Source organism: Agrobacterium sp. GW821-FHT02D03 (assembly GCF_059421725.1).
In genome coordinates, this window is the sequence record NZ_JBWKVN010000001.1 from 2,729,712 (window position 1) to 2,748,455 (window position 18,744).

Sequence of the window (18,744 nt, forward strand, 5' to 3'; positions counted from 1 at the left end):
ATCCACATTTCCTCGAAATGCTTTACCAGCGCCGTTCGAAGCGGCGACGCAGCAGGATTGCGCCCACATTCATCACCAGGAGGAACATAAGCAGGATGATGATAGCGCCAGATGTTCTTTCGACAAAGGCGCGTTCGGCTTCATTGGCCCACATGTAGATCTGAACCGGCAGGGCCGTTGCAGGATCAAGCGGGGTCGTCGGGTAATTCGCCACGAAGGCCACCATGCCGATGAGAAGGAGCGGCGCGGTTTCGCCAAGCGCGTGTGCAAGGCCGATGATGGTGCCGGTCAGGATGCCCGGCATGGCAAGCGGCAGCACGTGATGGAAGATGGTCTGCATCTTCGAGGCACCGAGACCGAGCGCTGCGGCGCGGATCGAAGGTGGCACAGCTTTCAAGGCAGCGCGCGTGGCGATGATGATGGTCGGCAGCGTCATCAGCGTCAGCACCAGACCACCGACCAGCGAGGCCGAGCGCGGAAGGCCCATGAAGTTGATGAAGACCGAGAGACCAAGCAGACCGTAAACGATGGATGGCACCGCTGCCAGGTTGTTGATGTTGACCTCGATAAGGTCCGTCAGGCGGTTTTTCGGCGCGAACTCTTCCAGGTAGATGGAAGCGGCAACTCCGATCGGCAGCGACAGCACCAGCACGATCAGCATCATGTAGAAGGAACCGATGAGCGCGACGCCGACACCGGAGGCTTCAGGACGGCTGGATGCACCATTGAAGAAGATGCCGGTGTTGAACTTCTTTTCCAGCGCACCCTTGCCAACCAGTTCGTTCATCCAACCGACCTGCTGGTCGGAGATGCGGCGGTTCTGCTCCTCGCCCGACATATCCACCTGGCCCTTGAAGGCGCTGTCGACATCGCCGGATGCCAGGAGCGACACGGTGCGCGTTGTGCCGATGACGTTCGGATCGGATGTGACGATGTCGCGAAGCTGGGTGCGGACGCTATCGGAAATCAGTGCGTTGACGGCGCGCAGCGCCGTGCGATCCTCCAGCGAAACGCCGAGCACCTTGGCAAGCGAGTTGCGGGCGACGACCGGGTAATTCGCCGTCATCAGCTTAGACGGGTTCTGTGCGCGCACATTGTCCGGATCGATGATCTGCTGCGAAAACTCGACCGGGATCGTGATCATCGTCTGCTGAAAGGCCGTGTAGCCTTTGCCGATGACGGACCAGAGAAGCAGGAAGAGAAACAGCAGGCCGAAGGAGATCGCGGCGACACCATAGGCGCGGAAGCGGCGCTCTGCAGCGTAACGGCGCTTGATGCCGATATCGCGACGGACCTTCTTCGTTGCGGCAGGGGCGGAGATGCCCGGAGTAACGACGTCGGTCATTCATACTGCTCCCGGTATTTGCGCACGATGTAGAGCGCGTAGATATTGAGGCAAAGCGTGATGGCAAAGAGCGTGATGCCAAGCGCAAAGGCAACAAGCGTCTGCGGCGAGGTAAACTCAAGGTCACCGGTCAGCTGGCTGACGATCTTGACGGTCACCGTCGTCATCGGCTCGAAGGGGTTGAGCTGCAGGCGTGCGGCAACACCGGCGGCCAGAACCACGATCATGGTCTCACCGATGGCGCGGGAAGCGGTCATCAGGATCGCCCCGACGATGCCCGGAAGAGCGGCCGGAAGGATGACCTTCTTGACCGTCTCGGAGCGCGTCGCGCCAAGCCCGAGCGATCCGTCGCGAAGCGAGCGCGGCACGGCGGTGATAATATCATCCGACAGCGAGGAGACGTATGGGATCAGCATGATGCCCATGACGAAGCCGGCGGTGATGACGCTCTGCGCCTGGATGAAGCTGGCATAGTCTCCGGTTGCCAGACCATTGATCTGGGCAGAGATGTCACGCAGGAACGGGCCCACAGTCGTCAGCGCAAAGAAGCCGTAGACGATGGTCGGAATACCGGCGAGCACTTCCAGCAGCGGCTTGGCAATCGAGCGCAAACGGGGGCTTGCATATTCGGCCATGTAGATCGCCGAGAACAGACCGACCGGTACCGCGACCAGCATGGCGACGAAGCCGATGTAGAGCGTACCCGCCAAGAGCGGAATGAGGCCGAACTGACCGGAGCTGTCTGTCGAACCAGCCGCGGCAAAACGCGGATCCCACACCGTGCCGAAGAAGAACTGATGCGCCGGAACCATCCGGAAAAACTGCGTGGCTTCCGTCAGCATCGACATAACGATGCCGATCGTGGTCAAGATCGCGATCGAGGATGCAAGAACGAGCGCTCCGAGAATGACCTTCTCCACCTTATTACGGGCACGAAAGCGCGGTGCCAGGCCGCGGAGCGCCCGGAAGGCCCCAGCGATGGCCGTGGCAAGCACTACGAACACCATGGCGATACGGCTGACCGCAGACATGTTATTGAGCTTTTCTGCGGACTCGATCATGAAGGGCTGCGGATCGCCGGCGATGGCCACACCTTTAGAGGCAAGGACCGCGCGTGCCGTCGCGGGATCGGCTTTCAGCGCGTCATATTCCTGCGGCGAAACCTGGGTGAGGCCGCGGGCAATGGAAACGACCATGCCATAGGTGAGGCTCTGCTGGGCTTCCGGCTGGGCCTTGATGTCATCCGGGAAGCTTTCATGCACCGCGGAGTTGACGATGATCGGGCTGATGATCAGCCACGCCGCCAGGATCAGCGCGGAAGGAATAAGCGCCCAGATGAGGACGTAGGAACCGTGATAGCCAGAACGGGAGTGCATGCTGGAGGGGCGTCCGCCGGCAAGCGCCATGGCCCGACGTTTGCCAAGCACGTAGCTGGAGACGCCGATCAGCGCCAATATCAGCAGAAGGATGGATATGTTCATGGAGAGTTTCCTCGGCGCGCCACGCGGCACGATGCGGCATCATTTCACCAAGAGCGCAGCACCGACGGCTGATCACCGCACGATACCGGATCTGTATTCAGTTCACGCATTCCGGGTTGATACATCATATTTATCGGCGGGGTCGTCTTACGATAAATAGGAACTGTCAACCCTTCGAGATGTCGCAAGGCCCGACAAACCGACTTTGCCAACAGGAAGAGGTGAGAAAGCGCAGCGTTTCAGCGCTGCGCTTTCTCAAGCTATATTACATGGTCTTGCCGGATTCGAACTGAGCGCGGATTTCCTTGCGCTCTGCTTCTGGGGCAGCAACCAGACCGTAGTTGGCGAGCGGGGAGTCAGGGCCGATCATCTCGTCAGAGGTGAAGAACTCGACATATTCCTTCAGGCCAGGGATGACGCCGAGGTGAGCCTTCTTGACGTAGAAGAACAGCGGACGCGAGACAGGGTACTTGCCGGAAGCAACGGTTTCAGTGGACGGAACAACGCCACCGACGGTCGCGACCTTCAGCTTGTCCTTGTTGTTGTCGTAGAAAGCGAGGCCGAAAACGCCGACGCCGGACTTGTTGGCATCGATACGAGCGAGCGTCTCGGTGTAGTCGCCATCGATATCGACAGCCTTGCCGTCCTTACGGATGGCAACACACTTGGCAGCAGCCTGCTTGGCGTCGGAAACCAGACCCTTGATCACGTCCGTCGCGCCAGCTTCCTTGCAGCCGTCAGCCATGATCTTCTCTTCGAAGACTTCGCGCGTGCCGTGCTTGGAGCCAGGGATGTAGGCAGCGATCTCTACGTCAGGCAGTTCTTTGTTGATTTCGGACCACTTGGTGTAGGGGTTGGCAACCAGCTTGCCGTCCTTGACGACTTCAGCGGCGAGAGCGAGGTAAAGATCCTTCGGCTCGAACTTAACGTCCTTGTTGGACTTGTCCATGGCGAAGACGATACCGTCGTAACCGATCTTCACTTCCTGAACGTCAGCAACGCCAGCGGACTTGCAGGCTGCCAGTTCGTCAGCCTTGATCTTGCGCGATGCATTGGCAATGTCGATCGTGCCTTCGCCCACGCCGGAGCAGAATGCCTTCAGACCACCGCCCGTGCCGCCGGACTCAACAACCGGCGCCTTGAAGTTCGGGAAAGCTTCGGCGAAGCTTTCAGCAACGATCTTTGCGTAAGGCAGAACCGTGGAGGAACCAGCAACCTGGATCTGGTCGCGAGCAGAAGCGGCACCCGCGAAGGCAACGGACGCCACCAGAGCTGCTGCAGACAATTTAAAGAAGTTCATTATGACTCTCCCGTCGTGGGGCCCTTTTTCGGGCTTTCGTGAACTGTGCCGGCAAGAGGCTTGATCCTTAAGCCCGTCTGGGCTGTCCCGGCGGCCTCTTCATAACCAGTCTTGCCACACCCTTTTATGTCACTTCGGTGAAAGATTTGTGACACGTTAAATTATTGATTTAATATGATATTTTAAAAAATAGATGAAAGCGACCCGGCTTTCATGTCAAAACCTCACAGTAAAGTCCGTCCCGACGCCAATTTCAGAGCGGATAATGAGCCGGGCGCGGTGGCGGGTCAGAATATGCTTGACGATGGCAAGGCCGAGACCGGTGCCTTTTTTTGAGCGACTGTCTGCGACACTGACGCGGTAAAACCGCTCGGTGAGGCGTGGAACATGCTCGGCGGGAATACCCGGACCCTTGTCCACGACACTGACTTCGACGGGCTTGCCCGCATCCGCACGCAAAAACACATCGACGGCCCTGCCATCCTGGCCATATTTGCAGGCGTTTTCGACAAGGTTCTGGAACACCTGCACCAACTCGTCCCGGTCACCATTCACCTCTACGGGTCTTTCCGGCATGTGCAGCTTGATCTCGACATCCAGATCGCCGGCTAGCGGCAGCAGTGAGTCCCTCACATGGCCAAGCAGCGGCACGAGATCGACTGTCTGATCCGGCGCGATATTGGCGCGAAGCTCAAGCCTCGATAGCGACATCAGGTCATCGACCAGGCGGCTCATGCGAGTTGCCTGATCGAGCATGATGCCGAGAAAGCGCTCTTGCGCCTTCGGGTCGTTGCGTGCCGGTCCCTGCATCGTTTCGATGAAGCCGCGCAGGGAGGCGAGCGGCGTTCTCAGCTCGTGGCTGGCATTGGCGACGAAATCGCTGCGCATACGGTCGATCCGACGCAGATCGGAGATGTCTCTAAAGGAGAGGATATAGAAGGGCGCACCCGACGTCCGTGGCATGTCTGCAGGCGCGATGCGGACAATGAAGACGCGTTCGGATGGCAATCGCTCGGAATGCTCCACCTGATTCGGCTGACCGGTGGCGATGGTTTCGCGAATAACGTCGAGCAGGCCCGGCGAGCGCAGCCTTCCGGAAATATGCGAACCAACCGGGAGAGTACCGAAGGCGCGTTCGGCGGCGGCGTTTTCGAAGAGCACGCCGGCGTCCTGGTCGAGGATGAAAACGGGCGTATCGAGAGCGGCAATGCCGGCCCGCACGCCTGCGATCAACCCTTGATCAACCGCGCCCTGAGGCTGCGCTTCCACCTTGGGTTTCTTCTCGTCCTTCTTGATGACATTGGATGGCGCGACGAAGAGGATGGCAAGGACGGCGGCAAGCCACAATGCGACGACGACGTAAGGTGAACGCCATTCGACAAGCGCCAAGCCTGCCAGCATCGTGACGACGAAAAGCGCAAGCCAGTTTCTCCGCATGCGGCGCATCTGTTTAAACAACGCACCCTCCCCGTCCATCGCTGCCATTGCCATCGCGAATCTTATCCATTCGTATCGCTCCCGATCCGACCGTCATAATCGCCTTTCATGACAGAGATTCTTCGCCCTGTCCTTTTGCAAGCCTTAGCCGGCAAAATTTATGTGGATGGGGCTTCGATGCCGGAATCTCTTTGCTCTTGAATTCGTTGAGTGTCAGGCTGACCTTAAGAAGACAAAATGCCATAGGCTGAAAAGGGAGTGAGCATGAGCGAAACCGTCAAGGACAGATCCGTGACATTGACGATTGATGGCAAGGAGCGGGTCTTCAATATCGACGCTCCGGTGCTGCCCGACTGGGTCGAGGACAAGAAGCTGGCATCCGGGGATTTTCCCTATGACAAGAAGCTCGGCCGGGAAGAATACGAGGCGGAGATCGAAGCGCTGCAGATCGAACTGGTGAAGGTGCAGTTCTGGCAGCAGGCCACGGGGCAACGCATCATGGCGCTGTTCGAGGGCCGTGACGCTGCCGGAAAGGGTGGCTCGATTGCCGCCGTTCGTGAATATCTCAACCCGCGCTATGCACGCGTGGTGGCGCTGACGAAGCCGACAGAAACCGAACGCGGCCAATGGTATTTCCAGCGCTACATCGCCCATTTCCCGACAGCCGGAGAGTTCGTGCTGTTCGACCGCTCATGGTACAACCGCGCAGGTGTCGAACCGGTCATGGGCTTCTGCACGCCAGAAGAGCACAAACGCTTCCTGAAAGAAGTACCGCGTTTGGAAAAAATGCTGGTGCACGAGGGCGTGAACCTTTTCAAGTTCTATCTGGATATCGGACGCGAGACCCAGCTCGAGCGCTTCCACGACCGGCGCCACAGCCCACTGAAATCCTGGAAGCTTTCCGACATGGATATCGCCGCCCTGACCAAATGGGACGACTATACCGCAGCGCGCAACGAGATGCTGGACAAGACCCACATAGACGACGCGCCATGGACGGTGATCCGCGCCAATGACAAGCGCAGGCTGAGGCTCAACCTCATCCGTCATATTCTCACGTCTCTCAATTATGACGGCAAGGATGAGAAGGCGATCGGCAAGATCGATGAGAAGATTTTGGGAAGCGGACCGAAGTTTTTAAAATAGCTTGAGCGACGATCGTCGTCGCTCCGCTTTCAGGTCTTGGTGATTAGCACATCCAAGAAGAAGAGGCAGGCTCACAGCGGTCTGCCTCTTTTCACTTCTGGTTTCACTGACCTGGCAGGATACGAACCGAATAGAGGTTGATGGGGCGGGCGGTGCCATCGATATCGCTGTTGATGAAGATACGGCCAGGCGCATTCGGCGCCATGGTTCGATCGAAACTCACATTGATCAGCATATCCGCCCTCTCCTGCGTGGCAGTGAAGCGGTGGCGTGAGCAATCTCCAAGTGTGCCAAAGTCGCAGGATACCGACACCTGACTCTGACCATTGCTGCCAGATTGCAGCGTGATGGAAATCGTCGAGGACTTGCCTGCCATTTCCCGCAGCACTTCGGCCGGAACGGTGATGGCAATGTTGCCTGCGGCATCCGCCGACTGAGATGTGACGCGAACGGCCTTCCCGCCGCCGGTTGCCACGTTTTCCACCTTCGAAAGCGAACCGGGCTGGAGCCCCGCATTTCCGCGATCCGCGTTGAAAACCTCCTGCCAGGCGTCGGAGAAACCGCGGCCGGCGGCAAGGGTCGGTTCCTGGGTGCTCTGCTGACCGTTGAAATCTTCCGATTCCACCGAAGGCGGCGGGTTTGGAACGCTGGTGTCCCGCTGGGCCGGGCTCAGCAGCAAGCCGGAACTGTAGACCCACCAGCCACCAAGGCCGATGAAGGTTAAAAACGTAAACCAGATGAAAAGGCGTGTGATGATGCCCTTCTTGCGACGGCCCTTGGCCGCACGCTCCGGCCTGAAGGCAAGCGAAGAGGCTTCGAAGGACGGACCGGCCGCAGAGGTCATACGGCTCAAGGCCTCGTCGGAGCGCTCGGCGCGAAAATCGCTCATCTCCGACGGCTCAGCTGCGGGCTCGCTGCGCGGTTCAGCGCGCACCGGCGCCTCGACAGGCATTGTGGCACCCTCATCCTCATCTTCATGCCGCCGCGCAGGCGCGACGGACGGTGCCGCGACAGCGGGAGCAGACTGCGCGACGGCAGGAGGCTCGACAACAGGCGGCGCCGCACGTTGCGTTTCCCGACGCACATGATCCTCGACCACATCCAGCAGGCGGTTGCGCTCTTCCGTCTCGATGGCGTGAATGAGATTTTCCAGACGCTGACGCTGCTGCGTGACAACAGTCTGGTCATCTATGCCCTGCTTGCGCAGACCGGCTTCCAAGGCCTGGCGCGACGATTGGTAGATGCGCGCACGCACTTCGGCATTCGACCGATCCGATTTTTCCAGGGCATTTCTGATTGCCGTTTCCAGTCCGCTCACTCTCGGTCCTTCTTCCTCGCCATACGCGAAAGATCAACGCTTCGGCACCACGTTTACGATTCGGTAACGACTCGCGTCCCCAACCGCAAGCCACCTCACCCGCAAAGCGGAGATTGGCTTGGGGAAAACGTCGCCACTATGGCAGTTGGGCCATAAGGTTACCGGCAAGCGCCGATCACAATCCTCACGGCACATCCTAAACGCCTTACTGCCTGCCTGCGCTTTTCGCTTTTCAACGGTGCTCACCTCGGCTAAATCTTACGTGCGCGTAAACGTAAATCGCCAAGTATCATTCCGTGGGAGGAACCATGCTACCGTCCATTCTCAAGGACAATCTCCGACTGCCGGTGATTGCCTCGCCGCTCTTCATCATTTCGCATCCGGAATTGACGCTGGCACAATGCAAGGCAGGCGTGGTGGGGGCATTTCCCGCTTTGAACGCCCGCCCGGAGAGCCAGTTGGATGAGTGGCTGGCGATGATGACGGAAGAGCTTGCCGCGCACAATGCCGCAAATCCTGACCGCCCGGCCGCGCCTTTTGCCGTCAACCAGATCGTGCATATGTCCAACAAACGGCTGGAACATGATCTTGGGCTTTGCGTGAAATACAAGGTGCCGATCGTGATCTCGTCCTTGGGCGCTGTCCCGGAGGTCAACGCCGCGATCCACTCCTATGGCGGGATCGTGCTGCATGACGTGATCAACAACCGCCACGCCAACTCGGCGATCCGAAAGGGTGCGGATGGTCTGATTGCGGTTGCCACTGGTGCCGGTGGCCATGCGGGTACGCTCTCGCCCTTCGCGCTGGTTCAGGAAATCCGCGAATGGTTCGATGGCCCTCTGTTGCTCGCCGGCGCCATCGCCAATGGCGGCTCCATTCTGGCGGCCCAGGCCATGGGGGCGGATATGGCCTATATCGGCTCACCCTTCATCGCCACCCGCGAAGCGCGCGCGACGGAAGCCTACAAGCAGGCGATCGTCGAGGCGCATGCCAATGACATTGTCTATTCCAACTACTTTACCGGCGTCCATGGCAACTATCTGAAAGCCTCGATCATCGCCTCTGGTCTCGATCCCGACAATCTGCCCGTCGCCGATCCCTCGAAAATGGATTTCGCCGCCGCCTCCACAGGCGCCAAAGCCTGGAAGGACATCTGGGGCGCGGGGCAAGGTGTGGGTGCGGTGAAGGCCATCGAACCCGTCTCCGCACTCGTCGACCGGCTCGCCCAGGAGTACGCTGCGGCGAAGCAGCGCGTCTGCGCGTCATAGGCGAGCAAGCTCGTCGCGGCGGGAAATTTTCAACAAGCTGACATTCAGCGCTTGAAATCCTGCCCCAATGGCTGTATCAGCCCGCCATACGCCGCGCCGAGAGATTTTCGGCGCTTGCGCAGGCCGCTTTAGCTCAGTCGGTAGAGCACGTCATTCGTAATGACGGGGTCACGTGTTCGAGTCACGTAAGCGGCACCATTTTCCATCAAGATTTATTTTTACAGCTGCAATCGATGTGCGGCAATTCTGCCAGTTTCCTTCGTTTGAGGGAAAGTTCCGCTCGTGTGACTTACCCTAGATGTCCTCTCTGTCGCCGATGGCGGGCTAAATTGGACCTGTCCTCACAATTCAAAAATAATCTGATTACATGATGTGAAATCAATCTTGCAGGCGTCGAAGATATAGATAGGGTGCCATAATGGCATTGATACAGCACTCCGCACAAACTTCAGACTTGATTGGCGTAGGTTCGTATACTGCGACGGAGGCTGCCCGTCTGCTTCGAACCAACCCGCTAAATGTTAACCGCTGGCTACGCGGATATAAATACAAGCGCAACGGCGAAGCCAGAGATATCGCACCTCTTTGGACCACGCAACATAAGGCCGTTGATGATCATCTTGAGATGGGCTTCCGCGATCTAATAGAGCTTCGCTTTGTTAAAGCGTTCCTCGATGCGGGTGTCGGATTACTCGCTATCCGAAACTGCATTGAGTACGCGCGTGAGTGTGCAAAAGACGAGCGTCCATTTTCGACTCGCCGATTTCAGACTGACGGCAGGACAATCTTTTTGGAGAGCATTGAACGCTCAGGAGAGCAAGTCGCCGAACCTAGAATGCTTGACCTAAAGAAGAAACAATACGTTTTTAAACAGGTCATCGAGCGAACCTTCAAAGATTTGGACATTGAAAACGATGCGGTCGCACGTTGGCGTCCATTTCATGGAAAGAAATCCATTGTAATTGATCCTGATCGGGCATTCGGACAGCCCATTGCCTCTGAATTCGGGGTACCAACTATCGCTCTAGCGGATGCGTTAGACGCGGAGGGCTCCGTCGACGAGGTTGCTAGAATATTTGACGTCACGCCATCTGTTGTCCGCGATGCGGTCCAATTTGAAAATAATTTAAAGAGAGCAGCTTGAGGGTTCTGATAGATGAAAATCTTCCCCCTGCTCTCGCACGATCATTGAGCGCGCTTTTTGCCGGAAAGCACGAAATAGTTCACGTTCGCGAACGGTATGGTCCCGGGGTAACTGACCTACAATGGATAAGCGAACTGAGCGCGGAAGGGAAATGGATCATCATTTCGGGTGACCGGCGCATTACACGCAATAAAGCAGAATACAACGCTTTCCGCGCCTCAAATCTGGTAGGATTTTTTCTTTCAAAGGGCCTGTATAAATCGCCGTTGATCAAACAGATGGAGCGGTTACTTGCATTATGGCACACGATAGAAGCGCAAACAGCTCTCGTTCAGGGTGGTGCAATGTTCGAGTTGCCGATGACTAGTACGCGCTTGAAGCAGATGTAGGAAACAGGAGAGTTTGCGTTCTCCACGGCGGCTAATTTCCCAAACCCGTTGCACCTCTGACGTCCCGGCCTCTTTTGACGCTCGACAGATTGAATGTTGAAACGCGACATCCTTTCCGGCGCTTGGACATCTCGACGGTAGCTCAGATTCCGTAGGAGGTTGAGTGGAGACCGGCCGGATTGCTACCGCATCCCTTTCAACACAATCTCACGTTTTCGCGATGTGGATTTTCTGCCCCTCGTGCTTCTTCATCGCCTCGCCTATCTTAATCTCTCAAACAAGAGGAGATTGAATGATCGACGAATTTGGCCCTTACGCGCAAATGGCGACGCTTGGGGAGCAGATGGCCAATCGGTACCAGATGGATGAGAACCTGGAGTTGGAGCCTCACCTCGCCCATTACATGGAGGAGGTTGAGGTCAATATCGCAGCCGATAGCTTCAACCATGTGGGGTTCATGAACAAAATTCTCGTGCGATTGAAGTCCTCACCGGCAGCAGACGACGAGCCGCGGCGCCAGGAATTTCTACAGGCCGTCACCGTGGCGCTGCAGGAGCGCATTGATCACGCCTCTCGCGACGTTGCGCTCAGCGGAATTTGATCTTCGTCGATGCAGACCCATGGCCACAAGGAGGCTTTGCGTCCAGTCACGCTCTCACGCGAGCCAAGCGGTCAGATTGGCTTCTGACCGGGTTCAATTGGTCTGTTGATGTGGTGCTGTGCGGGGAATTAGAGACCCATCCTGGCCCTGTGGAGCGATACCCTGCGGGGCAATGTGGACGTTGCCGCGAAAAAGGGCGATGCTGAGGACAAGACCGATCAGGACGCAGAGGAGAGCGACGAAGATCAGTCCGGCTTTGTCTATCGGCTTTTTCATGGATCCTACCATAGGCGCTAATGTGGATATGGTGAGGCGATGAACACCCTTTCTTACCGTCAGACATATTTGGTTATCAAACCGTAAAGAGACAACAGCATAGCCGTTTTATTGCAAAACTATTTTAGGGCGCGACCCTGCGGAAGTGGCCTGTGACGGCAAGCGCGTCCGCAACGAATGGACGGTATGCATCTGCACGGTCGAAAGTGACGTTGAACCAATTGGTGTCAAATCACGTTACTGGCCCGATAACAATGGACATGGGATTTTAGATCGTGGACGTCATTCGCATATTGCTCGCCATCATTCTGCCGCCCGTCGGCGTTTTCCTGCAGGTGGGTCTCGGCCTTCAGTTCTGGCTGAATATCCTGCTCACGCTCTGCGGCTACCTACCCGGCATCATCCATGCGATCTGGGTCATCCTGCGTAAGTGATCAGCATCCACTTGCGGAAAGCGGCGCAGGCGCTCTTCGTATAGACGAGCTCACGCAAAAGCCTGCGTTGCCCAAGCTCCTGCTGCGGCGGCGAGGCCGGTGAGCAGTGTTCCCCAGATGATGTCCACTACACATAGACGCCATGTCCAACCCTTGAGGGTGGATAGGTTCGTCATGTCATAGGTGCCATAGGCCAGGAAGCCGAAGATCGCACCGGAGAGCAGCGCTTCACCGATAGAGCCGCCTGTAAAGGACGGCGCGACAGCGAAGTAGACAATGCCTGCAATGTAGAAGAGATAGAAGACGCCTGCGGCTACGAAATTGGGCTTGGGCAGCATCAGTTGCCCGATTTCCCGCTTATAAAAGCCGACGGCGAGCTTTGAGAGCCAGACGAAATCCAGCCCGAAGAAGACGATGGCCGTTGCGACATAGGCGATGATCAGTTGCATACGGCAAGCTTCCTTTAAGAGCGGGCGTCAAATTCCCAAAACCGGCTGAACCAGCCTGACGATCCAGCTTTTGAACTTCAGCGGTGCATCGGTGACGGCGAGGCAAATACAATCCTCCCCCTCGCCGGCTATCGGCTGGTGGGTAAGATCCTCGTCCGCCTCTTCGAAATCGCCGCGATGGAAAACGTCGTCGCCATCGCGAAAGCATCCGGCGAGAACCACGGTCAACTCACGCCCGCCATGGGTGTGTTCGGGAACAGGCTTTCCAGCCGGAATCCTCAGCAAGCGAACCTGGGCTTCACCATCACGCGTAGGAATAGGAAAATGATAGGCGCCAGGGCCAAGCGGCTTCCACTTCAGCCTGTCGATATCTCCACCGGCGTAAGAGCGCAGAGGTTCTGGCAAGACCGACGCCTTGGTCGCGGCTGACGCTGTTGCAGAAGGTCGCTTTGCAGGCGCTTCAGCGCGCAGGCGGGCCTTCATGGCACTCCACTGACCCTCGGAAATTCCCTGGGCAGGTTCAACGTCACGCAGAAGGGCACCCGCCGTCATTTCCATGGCGTGCAACCGCTTGCGGCATTCGGGACACAGCGCAAGATGAGTGGCGACCGCAAGGCTCCAGCTTTCCGCCAGACTGCCCGACGCGTAATCCAGAAGCAATTCGTCGCTGATGTGGTGCCGAACACTCATGTGCGCGACTCCAGTGCTGTTCTCAGTTTGGCAAAGGCGAGCCGGATGCGCGACTTGACGGTTCCGATCGGCAGGCCAAGCTGTTGGGCGATGACGCTATGCGACATTTCCTCGAAGAAGGAACGCTTCAGAAGATCACGCTGCTCCTGCGGCAGGTCGGCCAGCGCCCGATGCAGACGCTCTGCATCCTGCAACTCTTCCATCTGGGTATCGGCGGCCGGCGCATCATCGGCGGCGAAGGCCGGATCGTTCAAATCGAATTCGGGACGGCGATCGCGGCGGTGCGCATCGATTCTGAGATTTCGGGCAATTCTGAATATCCAGGCGGAGACATTGCCTCTTGCCGGATCGAAGAGGGCGGCCTTGTTCCAGACCGTCATCATTGTTTCCTGCATCAGTTCCTCGGCGGCCTGCGCGTCACGCACCTGCCGTAACATATAGATCCGCACGCGTGGCCCGAAATACCGGAATACGGCTTCGAAGGCTTCCACACTGCGTTCCGATGCAATCGCTCTCAGCAGTCCGGGAAGCTCGTCCTCGATATTGTTGTGGACCGTTTCACCCATGCGAATAGGCTTTACCTCGCTCCCACGCGTTTTCTGAGCAACAGGCCTCTTCCTATTGTTGCTCATATAGTGGCACGGCGCCGACGCTATGGAAACATTTATCGTCATGATGGCGACTACGGCACGTCTATTTCAGTGGATCACTCAAGGTAGGGCTGAAGACAAAATTTAACGTTTCGGAAATCCATTGCGCATCGGCATGCGTAACGTTCGACATGAAGAAGATGGACCTGGAAGTCATGAACATATCGTCGCGGTCAAGAGACGGACGGGCACAGCGTAAGGTTGCCGTTATCGGTTCCGGTATCTCTGGCCTCTCGGCTGCGTGGCTCCTCGACAAGTCCTGCGACGTCACGCTCTATGAGAGCAGCCACCGACCAGGCGGCCATGCCAATACGGTCGATGTCGAACCTGCGGGCAAGGCTCCCATTGCCGTCGATACGGGATTTATCGTCTACAACGAGAAGAACTACCCCAATCTTGTGGCTCTGTTTGCGCATCTCGGCGTGCAGACGGCTGCCTCCGACATGTCCTTTGCAGCATCGCTTGGCGGTGGAGCGCTTGAATATTCAGGCTCCGACTTTGCCGGGCTGATTGGCCAGAAATCCAATCTCTTTCGCCCGCGCTTCTGGAAAATGGTGCGTGACATCATGCGCTTCTACAAGGTCGCGCCGGATCTTCTGAAGGACGAGAGCCTGCGCGGCGTCAGCCTTGGCGCGTACCTCGATCGAAACAACTATTCGGCAGGCTTCATCGACGATCATCTGCTGCCGATGGGTGCTGCGATCTGGTCGATGACCGCCAACGACATGCGCGATTATCCGCTGCACGCCTTCATTCGCTTTTTCGTCAATCATGGCCTCGTCCAGCTTTCCGGTCGCCCGCAATGGCGGACGGTCAAAGGCGGGAGCCGGGAATATGTGTCGCGCGTGCTTGCCGAGTTTCGCGGGACTGTGCGCCTTTCAAGCCCGGTGGCCGCCATCCGTCGCACGCCCGAGGGCGTGACCGTCGTCGACCGCGCAGGCGATGTCTCGGTTTTCGATGATGTGGTGATCGCCACGCATGCGGATGATGCCTTGTCGCTTCTTGCCGACGCTGACGATCATGAGCAGGCCCTGCTCGGCGCGTTCGAATATACGAACAACACGGCCGTGCTTCACAGCGATGAGCGCCTGATGCCGAAGCGCAAAGCCGTCTGGTCCAGCTGGAACTATCTGAGCGAGCCGGGATCGCGCGGTACGGAGGCGCTTTGCGTCACCTACTGGATGAACAAGCTCCAGCCTATCGATCCTGCAACACCGCTCTTCGTCACGCTCAACCCCTCCCGCGCCGTCGATCCGGCCAAGGTGATCCAGAGCTTCGATTATACCCACCCACTTTTTGATACCAAGGCGATGGCAGCACAGAAGAGCCTGTGGTCGCTGCAGGGCCGCCGCAACACCTGGTTCTGCGGCGCGCATTTCGGCAGCGGCTTCCATGAGGATGGCATTCAATCCGGCCTTGCGGTCGCAGAAGCGTTGGGTGGCATCAAACGCCCTTGGACGGTCGAAAACGAATCCGGTCGAATCTTCATGTCGCCCGTCGAGGAGCGCGTCTGATGACGTTGCGCTCCGCGATCTACGCCGGCGATGTTGTGCATGCGCGCCATCGTCCGCGCCCGCACAAGCTGCGTTACCGCGTTTTTTCGCTGCTTCTCGACCTGGATGAATTTCCGCTGGTCGATCAGACGATGCGGCTCTTTGCCCATAATCGCTTTTCAATTTTCAGCTTTCACGACAAGGACCACGGCATCGGTGAAAAGGGCGCGCTGAAGGACTGGTGCCGGACGAGGCTTGGCGAGGCTGATATCGATGTGCCGCTTGAAGAGCTGCGTGTCGAAATGCTCTGCTACCCGCGCATCTTCGGCTATGTCTTCAATCCGCTGACAGTCTATTTCTGCCGTGACCGGCGTGAGAACGACCGGCTGGTCGCCATTCTCTATGAGGTCTGCAACACCTTTCACGAGCGCCACACCTATATCATTCCCACTCCGCAAGGCGCTGAAGGCACCGTCCGGCACGCCTGCGATAAGGAAATGTACGTGTCGCCCTTCGTGCCGATGGAGTGCACCTATGAGTTCCGCATCGATCCGCCGGAGGAGATGGTGCGCGTTGCCATCAACGAGCGCGATGCCGAGGGCGAGTTGCTGTTCGCCTCATTTACTGGCAAGCGCCGTCCTTTGACGGATGGCGCGCTTGCCAGATGTTTTCTGTCCCATCCGCTGATGACGCTCAAGATCATGGGCGCCATCCACTGGGAAGCCCTTCTCCTTTGGGCCAAGGGCAATCCACTTTATCGTCACAAGGCCGCTGAGCGCCGCATTGCGAGCTCCGTCCCCGCCAAAACGCCGCAATCATGGGAGGCATGAAAAATGAGCCACGCTGAACAGGAAACGCGCCCGTTTCTCCTTCACGCAGCCCCTTTCTGGCAAAGGATGATCTGCCGGAGACTGAGCGGATTGACGCATGGACGTCTGACGCTGGTTTTTCCCGGCGGGCAGGAATATGTGTTGCAAGGCAAGGAGTCCGGACCGCATGGGGTCATTTGCCTGAACCGAGGTCGGTTGGTTCGTCGCCTGGTAACTGGTGGCGATATGGGTTTTGCACGCGCCTACATGGATGGTGACTGGGACAGCCCGGATATCTCCTCACTGCTGGAACTCGCTGTTGCCAACGAAAAAAGCTGGCTATCGCTTTCGCAGCCGTCGCGGCTGACGGCAACCATAGACTACCTGCGCCATCGTCTGCGCCGCAACTCCAAGTCTGGAAGCCGCCGCAACATCGCGTTCCACTATGATCTTGGCAATCGCTTCTACGGCGCATGGCTCGATGAGACCATGACCTATTCTTCCGCGCTCTTTACACAACCCGGCCAGACGCTGGCTGAAGCGCAGAACGCCAAATACGACCGGATCGTTGAAGAGTTGCAGATCGGGCCCGACGACCACGTGCTGGAGATCGGCTGCGGTTGGGGCGGCTTTGCCGAATATGCCATGGCAAAGACCGGCTGCCGTGTCACCGGACTGACGCTCTCTCAGGAGCAGGCCGCCTATGCGCGTAACCGGCTTGCCAAGGCAGGCTTGTCAGAGCGCAGCGACATCCGGCTGGAGGATTACCGCGATTGCCAAGGCACCTACTCCAAGATCGTCTCCATCGAGATGTTCGAAGCCGTCGGCGAGGAGAACTGGCCGGTGTACTTCAAGCGGGTGCGGGAACTGCTGGCGCCTGGTGGCAAGGCCGTCGTACAGGTCATCACCATCGACGAGCCGTTCTTCGACCAGTACCGCCGCAACGCCGATTTCATCCAGACCTACATCTTCCCCGGTGGTATGCTCCCCTCCATCACCGCATTCCGCCAGGCGGCAGCACGCGAAGGCGTTTCAGTCACCGATGAGCTGCGCTTCGGCCAGGACTACGACCGGACGCTGATGCTTTGGGATCGTGCCTTCACCGCCAATTGGGAACGAATCCAGCCAATGGGCTTTGACGAGCGCTTCCGTCGCATGTGGCAATATTATCTTCATTATTGCGCGGCGGGCTTCAGAGGCGGCCGGATCGACGTCGTTCAGTTCACGCTGGAGACGTAAAACAACGCACGCGATTTGCTCGCCCACAACCGAAAATACGCCTTCCTCGGGAACTTGCGGCCTCTCTTCACGTTATGGTGACAGATTTGAAGCGCCGGCACAGCCGGCTCCCAGCGGAGGCAACCCATGAATCAGATCATCTATATCGTCGGCCTGGTCGTTATCGTTCTTGCGATCCTGTCTTTCTTCGGCTTTCGTTGATGCTAAGCTCCCGGTTGTAAAATCGGGCGCATCGGAATACTCTCCCTAACGGGAACCGAGCCAATGCATGACGCGTTAACTTGGGTTGTTAGGGAGGTGTTCAATGAAGCAGACCATATGGACAGAACCTGTCGAAGTCATCTTTGACAAGAATAGCCGGAACGTGATCTCCGGCCCCTTCGATGCGCTGACGCTACTTACCGAAAACTGGCCGCACGCACGTGGGCTGAATTTTGTCCGAGCGCGCAGCGCATGCCGCGCAGCACTGGACGGACGCAAGACGCCTGAAGAGGCACGCCGCTGCTTTGAAGATGCAGTGTCGGAAGCAACCACACGAAGGCCGCACTAAGCGGCCTTTATGCTGTCGGAGATCCCGTCATCCCCCTTCTGCGGTCCCCGGGCTCAGCCCGAGGACAAGGCGTATTACGGCTAAGACTCAGGGCTCAGGGGCGTCCCTTTCTGGAAACGGGGGCTTTGGTGATCCATCAAAGCCATTCGACAGCAGCTGCCTCTTTACGCTTAGCCCGCACAGAAAAACGGCCCCTTTCGGAGCCGTTTAGCGTGTGGTGTTTTTACATCCAATATGGCGGAACGCCGTAGTAATCGTAGACCTTGCGGTCCTCGCGGCCATACCAGCTGTCGTCTTCGCGTTCGGCGAAGCGTGGCGCATTTTCGATCTGTTCCTTGGTCAGGTCAACGCGGTAGCCATCAAGCTCTTCATCATAGTGGAGCTTTTCCCAAGGCAGCGGATAGTACTCGTCGCCGATCCCGAGGAAACCACCGAAGCTCAAGACCGCGTAGGCAACGCGACCGCCGCGCTTTTCGAGAATGATACGTTCGATCGAGCCGATCTTCTTGCCGTCGGCGCCATATACGTTTGTCCCTTCAACCTTATCGCTGGCGATGAAGCTTGGGGTATCCTTGACATATGGATCCTGACCGGCACGGGGTTCATGGTGAAGCATGGTTGCATCTCCTCTTTTCAGTGCATTGATGGAGAATTAACCCAATCACGGAAAAATCGTTCCCAGATCGCGCGGGGATGCGTGCTCGCATTTGCGTGAGTTGGTGATG

Annotated in this window: 20 protein-coding genes and 1 tRNA gene; 11 read left to right on the forward strand and 10 right to left on the reverse strand. The window is 57.7% G+C overall.

The features are described 5' to 3' along the window. Nucleotides 1-22 precede the first annotated feature (22 nt). From pstA to phoR, 4 genes are all read right to left on the reverse strand, one after another. On the reverse strand, nucleotides 23-1,345 hold the full coding sequence (gene pstA, locus AC07U5_RS12985; RefSeq protein WP_062445555.1) for a phosphate ABC transporter permease PstA: 1,323 nt from the start codon (nucleotides 1,343-1,345) through the stop codon (nucleotides 23-25). Further along, nucleotides 1,342-2,826, reverse strand: coding sequence for a phosphate ABC transporter permease subunit PstC (gene pstC / locus AC07U5_RS12990; RefSeq protein ID WP_113225626.1), 1,485 nt, complete (start codon nucleotides 2,824-2,826; stop codon nucleotides 1,342-1,344). The genes pstA and pstC overlap by 4 nt, the downstream gene beginning before the upstream one ends. A gap of 265 nt (nucleotides 2,827-3,091) precedes the next feature. Then, nucleotides 3,092-4,126 carry a substrate-binding domain-containing protein gene (locus AC07U5_RS12995; RefSeq protein ID WP_062445559.1) on the reverse strand — a complete coding sequence of 345 codons (1,035 nt, stop codon included), beginning with the start codon at nucleotides 4,124-4,126 and terminating at the stop codon, nucleotides 3,092-3,094. 216 nt (nucleotides 4,127-4,342) lie between these two features. Next, the gene (gene phoR, locus AC07U5_RS13000) at nucleotides 4,343-5,611 is read right to left on the reverse strand and encodes a phosphate regulon sensor histidine kinase PhoR (RefSeq protein WP_494723301.1); all 1,269 of its coding nucleotides are present in this window, start codon (nucleotides 5,609-5,611) and stop codon (nucleotides 4,343-4,345) included. A 216-nt stretch (nucleotides 5,612-5,827) separates the two neighbouring features. On the opposite strand from phoR, the gene ppk2 reads away from it, so the two are divergent. Continuing rightward, a complete protein-coding gene (gene ppk2, locus AC07U5_RS13005) occupies nucleotides 5,828-6,709 on the forward strand; it encodes a polyphosphate kinase 2 (RefSeq protein WP_111850006.1) in 882 nt (293 codons plus the stop codon). Nucleotides 6,710-6,812: 103 nt separating this feature from the next. Here the strand turns inward: ppk2 and AC07U5_RS13010 are convergent, their stop codons facing one another. Beyond that, nucleotides 6,813-8,027 carry a hypothetical protein gene (locus tag AC07U5_RS13010; RefSeq protein WP_113266287.1) on the reverse strand — a complete coding sequence of 405 codons (1,215 nt, stop codon included), beginning with the start codon at nucleotides 8,025-8,027 and terminating at the stop codon, nucleotides 6,813-6,815. A gap of 308 nt (nucleotides 8,028-8,335) precedes the next feature. On the opposite strand from AC07U5_RS13010, the gene AC07U5_RS13015 reads away from it, so the two are divergent. The 5 genes from AC07U5_RS13015 to AC07U5_RS13035 all read left to right on the forward strand — a co-directional run bounded on the left by AC07U5_RS13015 (nucleotide 8,336) and on the right by AC07U5_RS13035 (nucleotide 11,429). Next, the gene (locus AC07U5_RS13015) at nucleotides 8,336-9,295 is read left to right on the forward strand and encodes an NAD(P)H-dependent flavin oxidoreductase (RefSeq protein WP_112955657.1); all 960 of its coding nucleotides are present in this window, start codon (nucleotides 8,336-8,338) and stop codon (nucleotides 9,293-9,295) included. A 122-nt stretch (nucleotides 9,296-9,417) separates the two neighbouring features. Beyond that, a tRNA-Thr gene (locus AC07U5_RS13020) sits at nucleotides 9,418-9,493 on the forward strand. Between the two features lie 220 nt (nucleotides 9,494-9,713). Next, complete coding sequence (locus AC07U5_RS13025) at nucleotides 9,714-10,439, forward strand: DUF433 domain-containing protein (RefSeq protein ID WP_113266288.1); 726 nt, start codon at nucleotides 9,714-9,716, stop codon at nucleotides 10,437-10,439. After that, on the forward strand, nucleotides 10,436-10,828 hold the full coding sequence (locus tag AC07U5_RS13030; RefSeq protein ID WP_113266289.1) for a DUF5615 family PIN-like protein: 393 nt from the start codon (nucleotides 10,436-10,438) through the stop codon (nucleotides 10,826-10,828). Before AC07U5_RS13025 ends, AC07U5_RS13030 begins: the two co-directional genes overlap by 4 nt. Nucleotides 10,829-11,120: 292 nt before the next feature. Next, entirely contained in the window at nucleotides 11,121-11,429 is a 309-nt protein-coding gene (locus tag AC07U5_RS13035) for a hypothetical protein (RefSeq protein WP_062445647.1), read from the forward strand. A gap of 93 nt (nucleotides 11,430-11,522) precedes the next feature. On the opposite strand, the gene AC07U5_RS13040 is transcribed toward AC07U5_RS13035, so the two are convergent. After that, on the reverse strand, nucleotides 11,523-11,705 hold the full coding sequence (locus tag AC07U5_RS13040) for a hypothetical protein (protein WP_062427051.1): 183 nt from the start codon (nucleotides 11,703-11,705) through the stop codon (nucleotides 11,523-11,525). 275 nt (nucleotides 11,706-11,980) lie between these two features. Between AC07U5_RS13040 and AC07U5_RS13045 the strand changes: the two genes are divergently transcribed. Continuing rightward, a complete protein-coding gene (locus tag AC07U5_RS13045; protein ID WP_082447281.1) occupies nucleotides 11,981-12,139 on the forward strand; it encodes a YqaE/Pmp3 family membrane protein in 159 nt (52 codons plus the stop codon). 50 nt (nucleotides 12,140-12,189) lie between these two features. On the opposite strand, the gene AC07U5_RS13050 is transcribed toward AC07U5_RS13045, so the two are convergent. The 3 genes from AC07U5_RS13050 to AC07U5_RS13060 are packed head-to-tail and all read right to left on the reverse strand — an operon-like array spanning nucleotide 12,190 to nucleotide 13,844. Beyond that, nucleotides 12,190-12,588, reverse strand: a complete 399-nt coding sequence (locus tag AC07U5_RS13050) for a DUF2177 family protein (protein ID WP_062427052.1) — start codon at nucleotides 12,586-12,588, stop codon at nucleotides 12,190-12,192. Nucleotides 12,589-12,615: 27 nt separating this feature from the next. Beyond that, the gene (locus AC07U5_RS13055) at nucleotides 12,616-13,278 is read right to left on the reverse strand and encodes a ChrR family anti-sigma-E factor (protein ID WP_494723186.1); all 663 of its coding nucleotides are present in this window, start codon (nucleotides 13,276-13,278) and stop codon (nucleotides 12,616-12,618) included. Beyond that, nucleotides 13,275-13,844, reverse strand: coding sequence for a sigma-70 family RNA polymerase sigma factor (locus AC07U5_RS13060; protein WP_494723187.1), 570 nt, complete (start codon nucleotides 13,842-13,844; stop codon nucleotides 13,275-13,277). Before AC07U5_RS13060 ends, AC07U5_RS13055 begins: the two co-directional genes overlap by 4 nt. A 224-nt stretch (nucleotides 13,845-14,068) precedes the next feature. Here AC07U5_RS13060 and AC07U5_RS13065 point away from each other — a divergent pair, with 224 nt between their 5' ends. The 4 genes from AC07U5_RS13065 (at nucleotide 14,069) to AC07U5_RS13080 (ending at nucleotide 18,019) form a co-directional block, all read left to right on the forward strand. After that, nucleotides 14,069-15,442: an NAD(P)/FAD-dependent oxidoreductase gene (locus tag AC07U5_RS13065; protein WP_494723302.1), complete on the forward strand. Its 1,374-nt coding sequence runs from the start codon at nucleotides 14,069-14,071 to the stop codon at nucleotides 15,440-15,442. After that, complete coding sequence (locus AC07U5_RS13070; RefSeq protein WP_494723188.1) at nucleotides 15,442-16,251, forward strand: DUF1365 domain-containing protein; 810 nt, start codon at nucleotides 15,442-15,444, stop codon at nucleotides 16,249-16,251. The genes AC07U5_RS13065 and AC07U5_RS13070 overlap by 1 nt, the downstream gene beginning before the upstream one ends. 3 nt (nucleotides 16,252-16,254) lie before the next feature. Beyond that, nucleotides 16,255-17,469: a class I SAM-dependent methyltransferase gene (locus tag AC07U5_RS13075; protein ID WP_494723189.1), complete on the forward strand. Its 1,215-nt coding sequence runs from the start codon at nucleotides 16,255-16,257 to the stop codon at nucleotides 17,467-17,469. 304 nt (nucleotides 17,470-17,773) lie between these two features. Next, on the forward strand, nucleotides 17,774-18,019 hold the full coding sequence (locus tag AC07U5_RS13080) for a DUF982 domain-containing protein (protein ID WP_062427057.1): 246 nt from the start codon (nucleotides 17,774-17,776) through the stop codon (nucleotides 18,017-18,019). Nucleotides 18,020-18,242: 223 nt separating this feature from the next. Here the strand turns inward: AC07U5_RS13080 and AC07U5_RS13085 are convergent, their stop codons facing one another. After that, a complete protein-coding gene (locus AC07U5_RS13085) occupies nucleotides 18,243-18,635 on the reverse strand; it encodes a PRC-barrel domain-containing protein (RefSeq protein WP_062445660.1) in 393 nt (130 codons plus the stop codon). Nucleotides 18,636-18,744: the final 109 nt, after the last annotated feature.